At 55.7% G+C, this 11,897-nt stretch carries 16 protein-coding genes; 10 read left to right on the top strand and 6 right to left on the bottom strand.

Features of this window, described 5'->3' with window-relative positions; genetic code table 11:
- The first annotated feature begins 187 nt into the window (after nt 1-187).
- Nucleotides 188-529 carry a PilZ domain-containing protein gene (locus E8D52_11730; GenBank protein ID TKB67927.1) on the top strand — a complete coding sequence of 114 codons (342 nt, stop codon included), beginning with the start codon at nt 188-190 and terminating at the stop codon, nt 527-529.
- 344 nt (nt 530-873) lie between these two features.
- On the opposite strand, the gene E8D52_11725 is transcribed toward E8D52_11730, so the two are convergent.
- From E8D52_11725 to E8D52_11710, 4 genes are all read right to left on the bottom strand, one after another.
- Nucleotides 874-1,173, bottom strand: coding sequence for a type II toxin-antitoxin system RelE/ParE family toxin (locus tag E8D52_11725; GenBank protein ID TKB67926.1), 300 nt, complete (start codon nt 1,171-1,173; stop codon nt 874-876).
- Nucleotides 1,174-1,458: a hypothetical protein gene (locus tag E8D52_11720; protein ID TKB67925.1), complete on the bottom strand. Its 285-nt coding sequence runs from the start codon at nt 1,456-1,458 to the stop codon at nt 1,174-1,176.
- A gap of 560 nt (nt 1,459-2,018) precedes the next feature.
- Entirely contained in the window at nt 2,019-2,735 is a 717-nt protein-coding gene (locus E8D52_11715; GenBank protein TKB67924.1) for a hypothetical protein, read from the bottom strand.
- A 195-nt stretch (nt 2,736-2,930) separates the two neighbouring features.
- Nucleotides 2,931-3,278 carry a hypothetical protein gene (locus E8D52_11710; GenBank protein ID TKB67923.1) on the bottom strand — a complete coding sequence of 116 codons (348 nt, stop codon included), beginning with the start codon at nt 3,276-3,278 and terminating at the stop codon, nt 2,931-2,933.
- Between E8D52_11710 and E8D52_11705 the strand changes: the two genes are divergently transcribed.
- From E8D52_11705 to E8D52_11680, 6 genes are all read left to right on the top strand, one after another.
- Nucleotides 3,199-3,399 carry a hypothetical protein gene (locus tag E8D52_11705; protein TKB67922.1) on the top strand — a complete coding sequence of 67 codons (201 nt, stop codon included), beginning with the start codon at nt 3,199-3,201 and terminating at the stop codon, nt 3,397-3,399. The two genes, E8D52_11710 and E8D52_11705, sit on opposite strands and share 80 nt — an antisense overlap.
- Nucleotides 3,396-3,650, top strand: a complete 255-nt coding sequence (locus E8D52_11700) for a hypothetical protein (protein ID TKB67921.1) — start codon at nt 3,396-3,398, stop codon at nt 3,648-3,650. The genes E8D52_11705 and E8D52_11700 overlap by 4 nt, the downstream gene beginning before the upstream one ends.
- Before the next feature lie 17 nt (nt 3,651-3,667).
- Complete coding sequence (locus E8D52_11695) at nt 3,668-3,922, top strand: cytotoxin (GenBank protein TKB67920.1); 255 nt, start codon at nt 3,668-3,670, stop codon at nt 3,920-3,922.
- 80 nt (nt 3,923-4,002) lie between these two features.
- On the top strand, nt 4,003-5,073 hold the full coding sequence (locus E8D52_11690) for an alkene reductase (GenBank protein ID TKB67919.1): 1,071 nt from the start codon (nt 4,003-4,005) through the stop codon (nt 5,071-5,073).
- A gap of 135 nt (nt 5,074-5,208) precedes the next feature.
- Complete coding sequence (locus tag E8D52_11685; protein ID TKB67918.1) at nt 5,209-6,435, top strand: hypothetical protein; 1,227 nt, start codon at nt 5,209-5,211, stop codon at nt 6,433-6,435.
- Nucleotides 6,436-6,647: 212 nt separating this feature from the next.
- Entirely contained in the window at nt 6,648-7,187 is a 540-nt protein-coding gene (locus E8D52_11680; protein TKB67917.1) for an ankyrin repeat domain-containing protein, read from the top strand.
- A gap of 47 nt (nt 7,188-7,234) precedes the next feature.
- Here E8D52_11680 and thpR read toward each other — a convergent pair whose 3' ends face one another.
- Entirely contained in the window at nt 7,235-7,834 is a 600-nt protein-coding gene (gene thpR / locus E8D52_11675) for an RNA 2',3'-cyclic phosphodiesterase (GenBank protein TKB67916.1), read from the bottom strand.
- Nucleotides 7,831-9,120, bottom strand: coding sequence for a competence/damage-inducible protein A (locus tag E8D52_11670; GenBank protein TKB67915.1), 1,290 nt, complete (start codon nt 9,118-9,120; stop codon nt 7,831-7,833). Before E8D52_11670 ends, thpR begins: the two co-directional genes overlap by 4 nt.
- Nucleotides 9,121-9,339: 219 nt before the next feature.
- Between E8D52_11670 and E8D52_11665 the strand changes: the two genes are divergently transcribed.
- The 3 genes from E8D52_11665 to E8D52_11655 all read left to right on the top strand — a co-directional run bounded on the left by E8D52_11665 (nt 9,340) and on the right by E8D52_11655 (nt 11,892).
- Nucleotides 9,340-10,062, top strand: a complete 723-nt coding sequence (locus E8D52_11665; GenBank protein ID TKB67914.1) for a chlorite dismutase — start codon at nt 9,340-9,342, stop codon at nt 10,060-10,062.
- 350 nt (nt 10,063-10,412) lie between these two features.
- Nucleotides 10,413-10,631, top strand: coding sequence for a hypothetical protein (locus tag E8D52_11660; protein TKB67913.1), 219 nt, complete (start codon nt 10,413-10,415; stop codon nt 10,629-10,631).
- A gap of 79 nt (nt 10,632-10,710) precedes the next feature.
- Entirely contained in the window at nt 10,711-11,892 is a 1,182-nt protein-coding gene (locus tag E8D52_11655) for a hypothetical protein (GenBank protein TKB67912.1), read from the top strand.
- Nucleotides 11,893-11,897: the final 5 nt, after the last annotated feature.

Here is an 11,897-nt window from a genome sequence, read left to right as displayed (position 1 = left end):
TGAGAGGAAAGAATTCGGCCGATTATACCCAAGCCACGTGGCAAAGCCTAGCCTCATCTCATCGAAGAGAAGTGAGACACACTGTGCGAGGCAGGCCAAGTCGATATGCTAGAAGGGCGAAATCAATAGCGGGAAACTGCCTGAGGTGATTCATTTATAGGAAGTCAAAATCTTGCGAGGACGCCTCATGCGCGGTGATGATCACACCGACAAAAAAGAATTACGAACCTCTCCTCGTATTCCATTGGACTGCCGCCTCTTCTTTTCAAGCACCGACCTGGTAGAGGCTGATGCGACACTCCTCGACCTGTCCAGCACTGGATGTGCAGCCGAGTCCGAGACCACCGTCCGGACAGACATGAGCCTCGACCTATGGATCTTCTCCCCAAACTATAACTGGCGCATGCACATTAACTATGCTGTCGTTCGGTGGGTCCGAGGACAGGTGTTCGGCGTGGAGTTCCTAAATCTGCGGCCAGTCCAGCGGAAACGGCTGCGCCAGCTGGTCGAGAAATTCAGAGTGCAGTAACCCCTATACAGGATGCTCAAAAAGTCCGCCAGCGGCGTTCTCGCATCGCTCAGAGACTCAGCGTGGAGAAGGCGAATGCAAGGAACCTATCCGCTCGCATGAGATCGAAGCGAGCGGTTCAAGCGAATCTTGGTATGTACCTCCTCGCCTCTTCGCTCGCTGCGGCCTTGCCCATGGAACAGTGCGTCTTGGCGCACCGGGGCTGGGCGGGTTAGATGTAGACCTTTTTGAGCATCCTGTAGTTCTTCCGGCATTAACATCAGCACGAACAATTCCGGCCATGTTGTTGCCAGTCCAACAACCCGTTGTGAAGTGTTTGGCCGATATGGCCCTGGCACGCGGCATCAGCTGTAGGTGTGCTCGTCTCTCTTGGCGAGTTTCAGAAGAATGACCTTCCGGCGTGAGTCGTCCACATCGTACAGCAGGCGATAGGGACCGATGCGGAGGCGATATTGTGCGGTGAATTGGGACACGATGAGCTGGCCAGCGAGTTGTTTTGTCCGTTTCCCCTCGGGCCTCGGATTGGCAGTGAGCGACCGAATGGCGGCGACGATGGATGCCCGGTAATCGGTGGGGATCTTCTCCAGTGCCTTCTGAAAGGAGTGCTCAATCCGTTCACTAGGAAACACGACTTCGTAGGGCAACTACAGCCCCATCTTCTTGAAGAGACGTTCAGCAGGAACGGCTTTCCCCTGTGCATACTCTGTGCGGGCTCGCTTGATTTCCCCCAGTAACTTCTTATCTTTCAACTCATCAAGGGCCTCGACCAAATCCAGCATGTCCTCGTAGGGCACGAGGAAGGACACCGGTTTGCCGTGGGAAAGGACCATGGAAGGAGACTTCGAATGAATCAGTTTCGAGAGCTGTGCTTGCGCCTCTCGCACATTAACCGGCCTGGCGTTCCGAAGCAGGGATGACGAACTCACCATCGCACCTCTTGCTGTATTGCAGTTGTATAGACAATAGCAGGTTCGCCATGGTCTCGCAAGGGCATGATTAGGATATAGCGGGCGAGCTCAGAACCGTTTTGTGGCGCGTGGCGGCTCTTTACGTCCTGGCCGCATGCGCTCAAGAAGTAAATGGGTCGAAGAAATACCTGGGGCGGGGTCTTTGTATGACCGCTGGACACCCGAGACCAATGCGGATTCAATTACCATTGGGCTCAGAGTGTAATTTCTGAGCGCGGTTCGTGAACAATGGCCCATGCTGTTGTCTCAATGAATCGTGACGACGGGACCATGTCTCATAGGTTCCTATGCCAACCAGCAAACCCCTTTCCCATATCAATCCACCTATCGTCTGGGACAAATCAGTGGGGTCCGCCCCCTTCAATCATCCTCGAAATTGCTAACCCCTATCTCTAATTGGGTCACTCATCAGAAATGCAGCCTGGCCCTATATTTTGTCCTACACCACAACAATCCCAGGCGATAATCAGATGTAAAATCAAGCAATGACCCCATTTTTCCCCCTCAGCTTGAGCGCTTGGTTAGGCGTCACTCTCGATGACGCCAGCGTGCTTAAGAATTTTGACTGCTTGCTGAAACTCTGGTGCGTCTTGGGCTGCTGACGTTGTACCTTGGAGCGACGCGTAGTGTGCTGACTGATGTAGCGCAAAATGCAAGAGAAGTACTGTATGCAACGCAAATAGTTGCTTGGTCGTGTTTGGTACATGCTGCGGAGATAGTAGCCACTGTTCAGTATTCTCTGGCGCATCTGGGTCCTCGCCCCTATATTGCCCGACCAATCGAAGCGCCGACGATCGAGAAAAGTGAGTCAGTTCACTGAGTTCGGAGTAGACGCGCCCTGGAATGTCCGGGAGGTGGCGAATGTTCGGAGTCTTCCCGTCGATGCGACGTCCTATTTTTATTTCTTCAAGTGCCGCTACTGCTTCTAGTTCTTGTCTTACTAACGCGGCGGCCTGGGCCGTATAGCCAGAGAGAATCGCGCATTCAACTAGGGTTAAACCTACGATGAACCCGGAAAGAACACCCTCGATTTGAGCTGTATCGGCGCTACTGCGCTGGTAGGTCCCCTGTGTTCGTGACGCTGCTGATGTAATGATCTCAATCACTAGGCGATAAGCTTCAAGAATGTCAGTTAATTCCCCTGATGCTGCCTCGAAGGTAGCTGCGGACATTGTGGAATGAGCAGCTCGCATGCGTGAGCCGTGCTCACTGAGTCCGACGGAGTAGGGAAGTTGCATTTGTGACGCCTAACTATGTTTATGTTTAGGCCGATCCGCATAAGAACCGGATCGACCGGTTCCTGTCCGTATAACACGCAGCGACCGTTCGCGAACAATACGCCATAATCCACACTCGTTCAATGAATTGCGGCTACGGGCCCATTTATCACGGGGTCTTATACGGATCTACATAACATTCTTCCCGTATTGGGTTCACATCCCATCCAACCGACTGCGGACACCGGACAGCCCTCGATGAAGGACATGCGTATAGATCATCGTCGTTGTGACATCGCGATGGCCTAACAACGCCTGAACCGTTCGAATGTCAGAGCCGCTTTCAAGGAGGTATGTGTAAAACGAATATTGTGCATGATGTAGCTGAAAATGCTCCGGCTGTTCGTCCCCTGCGCATGACACTGTAACCTGAAGTAGCTGACACCTGCTCCTGACGTTGGTATACTTGGCACCAGGGTGATGTATGAGCAAAGTTGAAGCGATCGAACAACAGATTGAAGAGCTTTCCCCCGCTGAACTCGCAGCATTCCGCTCCTGGTACACCGCGTTTGATGCCGAGGCATGGGACCGTCAGTTCGAAGCCGACGTGAAGGCCGGCAGGCTTGATGGGATGGCCGACAAGGCGCTTCGTGCTCACACCTCCGGCCAATCGACTAAACGTTGAACCACCACGCTTCTCCCGATTTTTGGTCCTGCTACAACACACTCCCCGCCCCAATCCGTGAACAAGCCGATAAAGCATTTGAGCTTCTCAAAGCCAACCCGCAGCATCCGTCCTTGCATTTCAAGATGGTGGGGCGCTTCTGGTCTGCTCGCGTCGGGCTTCATTATCGAGCGGTCGGAGTCGCGGCAGCGGATGGAATCGTCTGGTTCTGGATCGGCACGCACTCAGAATACGATAAGCTCATCCGCTAGCTCCACTTCGCCATGCGATGCCGCAGTATTCTCTACTGACGGACGACCACATCTCCTCCAAGTCAGCCATTCGTGCCATTGCAGCTGATCCCGAATGTGGAGAGCCGCTCAAACGTGAGCTGGACGGACTACGGAAATATCGCGTTCGCCGGTTTCGCATCGTCTATGGCGTTGATCAGAAGAGACGAATCATTCGCCTGATGGCCGTGGGTCACCGTCGATCTGTGTATGAAGAGCTGACGGATCGGCTTCGCCGAAGGCTCCAAGAATAGCGATTCGTGCCTTGACTCCCCCACCATCTCACTTATAAGTTCTCCCACTCACGATTCACCCGTTACGCAAAGGACCACCCATGCCCACATTGTTTACCCCGCTCCAAGTTGGAGACATCCTCTTGCCCAACCGCATCGTCATGGCTCCCCTCACCCGTGTGCGGGCCGGGGCCACCCACATTCCCAACGACATGATGATGGACTATTACTCCCAACGCGCGTCGAGCGGACTCATCATGACGGAATGCACGATGGTCGATGCCCACGCCTGCGCCTTCATGGGGGAGGGCGGGATTTACAGCCCCGCGCACGTAGCCGGTTGGAGACGCGTGACAGATACGGTACATGCCAAGGGTGGCCGGATCTTCATGCAGATTTGGCATCCAGGCCGTGCCGCGCATTCGCTGTTGAATGAGGGTGAGCAGCCAGTTTCGAGCAGTGCCAAGGCGATCCGCAATGAAACGACCCATACCCCGCAGGGTGCCAAGCCCTACGAAATCCCTCGGGCGCTCCGCACTGACGAAATCCCACGCTATGTGGAGATGTTCAAATCTGCCGCGCAGAACGCACAGCTGGCCGGATTTGATGGGGTGCAAATCCATGGTGCGCACGGCTATCTGATCGATAACTTTCTGCGCGACGGCGTGAATGCGCGCACGGATGCCTACGGAGGCTCTGTTCCCAACCGTGCTCGATTCCTGCTGGAGGTAACTGATGCCGCCATCGGCGTCTGGGGCGCCGGACGTGTCGCCGTGCGCATATCACCGCTGGTCCCTTTCAATGATATGGGGGATAGCCAGCCCGAAGCTCTGGTGACCTATGTCGCACAGGAATTAAATCGGCGTGCGATCGCGTTTCTGGAAATTCGGCACGAGAACCACGCATTGCCTGAAGAGCGAGCCATCTTGGCAATCGCCCGCAAACATTTCCAGGGGGCATTGATGACCAACGGAAGCTATACCCGTGAGACCGGCGAATCGACGATTGCAAGTGGAGCAGCTGATGCGATTGTCTACGGACGGCCGTACATTGCGAATCCAGATCTGGTCGAACGCTTTGCCAAACAGGCTCCACTCAACGACGTCAACTACGATCGCCTCTACGGAGGCGGCTCAGACGGTTACAGCGACTACCCGGCATTGGCCGGATAACACCCAGTCACTTCCATGGAACCTAGTTTGTGTATCGGCGTGCCAGGCTCTCCGCAATGGCATGAAAGACTGGAAGGACGCCATTGGATCGGTTCATAATCCCCGGCACCTACTCGCACCAAATTGGAGACTGACATGATCTCGCGATGGATAAGACTCTGCGTCCTCTGTGCCCTGCTGCCGCTGCTCCTGGCCATGCGCCCCGTAGATGAGAAACTTCTGATCGCCGCAAGAGATGGCAATCTCACCCAGATCAAGACCCTGTTTGACGAAGGAGCGAACGTCCAAGCTGCTAATGAGCAGGGGACGACCGCGCTGCATGCCGCAGCCTGGAATGGGTATCGCGACGTGGTCACGCTCTTGCTGCGCAAATCCGCTCCGGTCAATCGCGCCACCAGCGACGGAGCCACCCCGCTCTACATTGCGGCACAGAATGGTCATTCGGCAGTGGCCGCGCTCTTGCTGAATAACGGGGCAGCGGTGAATCAGGCCACCAACATCGGTGTGACGCCACTGTTCATCGCCGCACAGAACGGCCATCGAGAGATCGTGGCGCTTTTACTCCAACACAAAGCCGATGCGAATCACGTTGCGGAAGACGGGGTCACGGCACTGTTCATGGCCGCACAGAAAGGCCATCACGATGTGGTCGAGCTGCTGATTCGACAGGGAGCCGCCGTGAATCTGACCTTGCCTGATGGCTCGACGCCACTCTTCGTCGCAGCCCAGCATGGTCATGTCGCAACCGTGTCGCTCCTCGTGAATGCAGGCGCAGTCGTGAACCAGACCATGACAGATGGGGCAACACCACTGCTTGTCGCCGCACAGAACGGTCATCTCGACGTTGCGAGGCTGTTACTCGAAAAAAGCGCTCTCGTGACCCAAGCCGTCCACAATGGTGTGACCCCGCTTCATGTCGCTGCACAAAACGGTCATCGAGAAATCGTCGCGCTCCTCCTGAAGCAAGGCGCGGCGATCAATCGGAAAGCACGAAACCATGCCACACCGCTCTTGCTCGCCACACAAAATGACCATCGGGACGTGGTCGCTCTGTTACTCACCCAGGGTGCGCTAGTCAACCAGCCAGCACCTGATGGTGCCACACCACTCCACATTGCGGTGGCGGCAGGCCATCGAGACATGGTGACACTCCTCCTGAAAAAAGGAGCAGACGTGAACGCACAGACGGCAGACGGCAAAACCCCGTTGCACGTGGGAGCCTATCAGGGCAATCTGGAAGTCGTGAAGCTTTTGCTCAAGCAGGGAGGGAAGAAACGGGCAAAAACATTATCTGGTGAACGTCCGATTGACATCGCTCGCGAACAAAGCCACCGCGTACTCTTTCCTCTCCTGAAACCGTAGGAGCTGCGTCGATGTCCTTCCTCTCGAACACACGACAACGGATCCCAACCAGATCAGCCCAATTGAAGAGCCATTGTCTACCAAAGAACGAGAGTTCACCTCACTGTTAATCTGTGAAGTTTCGGCAGTGTAACGGAACACGCCATGACAACCACGAACAGCCTTCGGCGCAACACTCGTCAATTGTGGCAACAGAAAAAGGAGACGATAGGATGACGCCGGTTGCCTCGCACTGGGCACTCGGCCTCTATCCACTGGTGCTGTTAAGCAGTTGCATGACAGCGCCGGAGGAGAAGCTGCGAATGGCCGCCGCGGAGGGCAATCTGCTGCGAGTACAGACTTTCCTTGGACAAGGTATTAGCGCTCAGGCGGCCGATGGGCGCGGCGTGACCCCGCTCTTCCTGGCAGCAAAGAATGGACATCGGAACGTGGTGGCGCTCCTACTGGAACGAGGAGCAGCCATGAATCCCATGAGGCAGGATGGTGTCACCCCGATCTTCATCGCGGCACAAGAAGGACAGCGGGAGGTGGTGGCTCTCTTATTGAAGAACGGAGCGGATGCGAACACCAGGGCAGGAATCGGGGACGTCACACTCTTGCATGTGGCGGCCTATCGAGGCGATCAGGAGCTCATCACCCTCCTGCTTCAGCATGGAGCGACCAAGCATGCCAGAATGACATCCGGAGAGCGTCCGGTAGATTTCGCCCAGACGCAAGGCCACACGGCACTGATCCCGCTCCTCGAACCATGATGTTCATCTGGCTGTTTTCGATCCTCCAAACAACATGGTCTGCCCCCTCACACCACTTCCCAGAGTTTCGTATAGACGGGGCCAGTTGGACGCAAATGGCTTTTCATCAGCACAATCGGCCCAACTGTCATCGACCCTAATGGCAGTGCCTGCTCACAGACGCCACTTGTGGCGAGCAGCTCCCCGACCTGTCGTTCACCGAGTTTGATCCTCGCCAGTGTCAGATGTGGGTTGAAGGGCTTCTCGTCTGCTGGAACACCAAACGAGTGGCAGCAAGATTCTATCTCCCGATGCAACGCCGCCAACCGCTTGGCTGGTTCACTTTTAAGCCACGCTTCAGATGGACCGACCCACAGTACCCGCGGTTTCTCGAAACTTGGGAAGGCCTGGAGCCGATCGATCGGGATCTGAATGGTCGGATGAGACCGCCTGACACGCGCCATCGTTTCACGGAGTTGGTCGATGAGGTGCTTCTCCGTCTCTCCGAGAAACCTCAGTGTGAGATGAAACGAATTTGCTTGTCCCCAGGTGATGCGGATCTCCTTAGAAGAATCGGCGCCGAGCCGTTCCTTGAGATCGTGCTGTGCCTGGGAGATCGCGGTACGGACCTCGTCACTGACCTCGACGGCTAAAAAGGTCCGGATCATACTTCTCCCCTTCCAATCAGCCAACGACGAAGCAGATCGAGCGCTGCCTGTGCAGCCCGCTGTTTAATCACAAACCGGTCTCCGTGGAATCGACACTCCTTTATCACGGTATCGCCCTTGCCTCCGTCGAGTCCGATATAGACCAGTCCGACTGGTTTTGTGTCAGTCCCACCGCCAGGTCCCGCGATACCCGTGACACTCACGGCCACGGACACTCCTGCCCGTTCCCTCATCCCTCGCGCCATCGCCGCCGCGACTTCCCGACTGACTGCCCCATGCTGCGCAAAAAGACCCGCTGACACTCCGAGCATCTCTGTTTTGGATCGATTACTATAGCAGAGCGCCCCACGGTCGACATAGGCGGATGATCCCGGCACCTGTGTCAGTCGATGTCCGATCAATCCTCCCGTGCACGATTCAGCTACGGCAACGGTGAGTTTCTGTTGTCTGAGCATACGACCGACGACTTCCTCCAACGTCTCCTGTCCTTCGGCATAAATCCACTCACGCAACCTCGTACGAACCCCTTCCGCCAATGACTGAAGCACGGCTTCCTTGATCGATCGATGAGCCTTGGTCGTCAGCGACACCAGTACGCCTGTCGGCGAGGCCAGCAGCCCCAGGGCAATCGGCGTCCGTTTGGGAATCAATCCCTTCAACTTGGCATCCACATCAGACTCCGGTAATCCCCAGGTATGAAAGATCAATCGTGAGATGGGAGAGGGACGCGCTTGCGCCGATCGGTCAAATTGAGCGGCCAATAGTGGAATAACCGATTGCTCCGTCATGGCTTTCATTTCGCTGGGAACACCAGGCAGCGCGATCATGTGAGTCCCCCGCCAGGTGATCGCAAACCCCGGGGCCGACCCAACTGGATTCGGCAACACGGTCGCCTTGGACGGAATCAACGCTTGTCGTAATTGCCCCTTATTGGGTGTTCGCCCCCATTGAGCCAACCTGGCCCTCATGTTCTCGAAGGCTTCCTTGCGGCGAGCCAATCGAAAGCCCGTGACCAACGCGACGGCTTCCCTGGTGCAATCATCAACCGTCGGACCCAAGCCCCCCGTCATAATTACAATTCCTGCCCGACGACAAGCTGTCGTCAGGACCCCGGCAATGTCCGACTGATCATCTCCGACGATGGTTTTGAACCTGACTTCAACACCGATCGTGGCCAGTGCGTCTGCAATGAGCAGAGAATTGCTGTCGGTCCGTCCACCCACCAGCAGTTCTGACCCAATGGCGATTGTTTCTGCGAGATACCTATGCGGCGACGCTGTTGCCATACGCGATACGCAGTCTATTCCATCTGAGCCGGGTTGATCACAACGCGAACCGCTCCACTGATTGCATGCGGTTGCCAGTACCAGAAGCTCGGCATCCTGTCAACGAACAGTTCGGGTCTGGCCTCCCGTTGACAAGACAGAAGGGGAAGTGCTAAACGAAGAAGACTTGAGGAGAGGCGCTCCTCTATTGATGCTACTTGATACTAAAGGAGTTTGGTAATGTCGACCCCTGAAACACCCTCTACCCCGGCGGCCCCTCGACGTCAGTACGTCAACTTTGCATTCTATAAAGTCGATCCCGCTTGGCGGCGGTTGCCAGAAGATGTGCGGACGCAGGGCAAGCAGGAATTCCTCCGCGCGGTGGAGGAGTATAACGGACAAGTCCTCCTGGTCCCCTATTCGACCATCGGTATTCGCGGCGACTGCGACTTCATGCTCTGGCGTATCAGCTATGATCTCGACCTGTTCCAGGACATGACGACCAAAATGCTGGCCTCCGGCTTAGGGCAGTACCTCACGACCCCCTACTCCTATCTGGCGATCACCAAACGATCCGTGTACGTCGATCATCACTCGCATGCAGGCCAGGAAGGCAAACGATTGACGGTGGTCCCAGGGAAAAGCAAGTACATCTTCGTCTATCCGTTTTTGAAGACCAGGGAATGGTTTTTGCTGACGAAGGCGGCACGGCAAGGCATGATGGACGAGCACATCGAAGTGGGACATCGATTCCCCTCCGTGAAGCTGAACACGACATATTCGTTTGGGTTGGACGATCAGGAATGGGTCGTAGCGTTTGAAAGCGACAAGCCGGAGGATTTTCTGGACTTAGTGATGGCGCTACGGGAGACAGAGGGCTCACGCTATACGCTGCGGGATACCCCCATCTTCACGTGCATTCGGAAGAGCCTCAAGGAAACCCTCGACACCCTCGGCGGCTAGATATCTGGATCAGAGTGAGTCCTAGGGCCTTCGATCATAACGATCGAAGGCCCTTTTTTTGGCTTGGGAAAGTAGTCAACCTGGGCCCTGCAGTATTCGATAGTCCTCCCAGGACTCAGCCAGCTCTCGCAAGGACATATGGCTCAAGCCTTCCCGCATCAGAAACTCCCTGCGAGGGTTGTCATGATCTTCTCCACAATCTCCGTTCTCACACGAAGCCGGATACTGCGATAGGTCCATGAAAATGAAGAGTGCCTACCGATGACGGTTTACCACTCACACACGTTTCTGCGGCTTTGACAGTCCGACGAGGCCTGTGTTACCTCTACACTGTCACTCGTTGGGATCTCATGGCTGATACCACCGCTCTCTATGCCTTGCGTTTTCCTGATGGCTCGGTGAGCCTGTATATCGATGAACTCTATGCCCAAGACCGAGGGATCGACCCCTCCCAGCTTGTGCGGGTAGAAATCCCACGGGAAATGTTCCTGAGCGGCAGCATACAAGACATCCGTGAATATGTCGCACTTCAACTCGAACAACGTGAGCAACGGACCGGCACAGCCTAGTCAGCCATCAGATATGAGTCGTACCGTCTCAGCCCTGCGTACACCTTAGAACCTTGGCCTTCACCGCCTGAAAGAACATATGACACACGCAGTCATGGCATCGCCGCTGACCGCCGAGATGATTGAAGATGTCGTCGCCGGCTTGCCGATCCAAGGTCGCATCATTCTCAGACTGTTGCTGATCCAGTATCTCGACGTCACCCACGAGGAAATCTTGTTTATGGTGGCGGATCGACCGGATCCTCGATGTGTCTCCGGCAAGAAGCCCGTCACCACGATGACCCAGGAATCGATCACCGCAATGATGGATCGCCGGAACGAATACCGCAGACGGGCTCGACTTCGACGAGAACGAACCTGGCTTCAGTGCATAGTCCTGAAACATCAGGCCCACATGGCAGAGGCCTTCGTCTCTCGAGCCGCCCTCCTGCTCGCCGACCGTGGTGTATCTGTCGAAACGATCGGCACGCTCAAATCCCAGGCTCGGTCCGCCGTCCCCACGGCGACACTCCGGCTGCTGGAGGAGCATTGGGAACACAACGAGGTGACAGCGGAGGAATATCAACGGCAACGGCTGGCCATTGAAATGCAAACACTGCTCCGGTTTGCTGAACGGTTCAAGAAACGTCTCGACCTAGCCGAGCGTGAGCAGCGGACATCGGATCAGACAATCTTACTCGATCATGAAATCGGCCATATCTGGGGAATTCCAGCCAGTACGTTGGCCGCGCGCAAGGTCAAGTTCTTGTCTCAATATCTCACCGCACTGCAGGCCAAAAGCTCAGGGATCCGTCCGGTACCAGGAGGCACTCCCTCCCTGGAGCTCTGGAAGGACACCCTGCAGATACTTTCTCGTACCTCCATCGAACGATCGATCGCGACCTACGATGGGCTCGAGCAGACTGAGTCAGCGTTACTTGAGAAACTGGCGGCTTACGCCGTGATTCGAATACCGGAGACCACTGAAACGAAATTTTGGAATTCGCTTGTGTATGGAGCCAGTTCCAACGCCATGCACAGTGAATCAACCCGCACCTTGTTCGGACTCCAACGGCTAGTCGCCATACAGAAGGACGTAGACGCCAGCAACGAGGCGCTGGATGAAGAGCTCCTCACACGTACGGCGCCAAGATCGAAAGATCCGGAGTTGCTCGCACCGCAGAACGAGGCCAGCCCTGCAGAACTCACGGAGCTGCAGCACCACATTCTCCACAATTTCATCGGAGAGGATGTCAGCGGTCGAGCCTCCGACAAATGGTAAACTTT

The organism is Nitrospira sp., from assembly GCA_005116745.1.
Taxonomy (GTDB): Bacteria; Nitrospirota; Nitrospiria; order Nitrospirales; family Nitrospiraceae; genus Nitrospira_D.
Note: the sequence above shows the minus strand (reverse complement) of the source record. Positions and strands in the feature narration are given on the sequence as shown.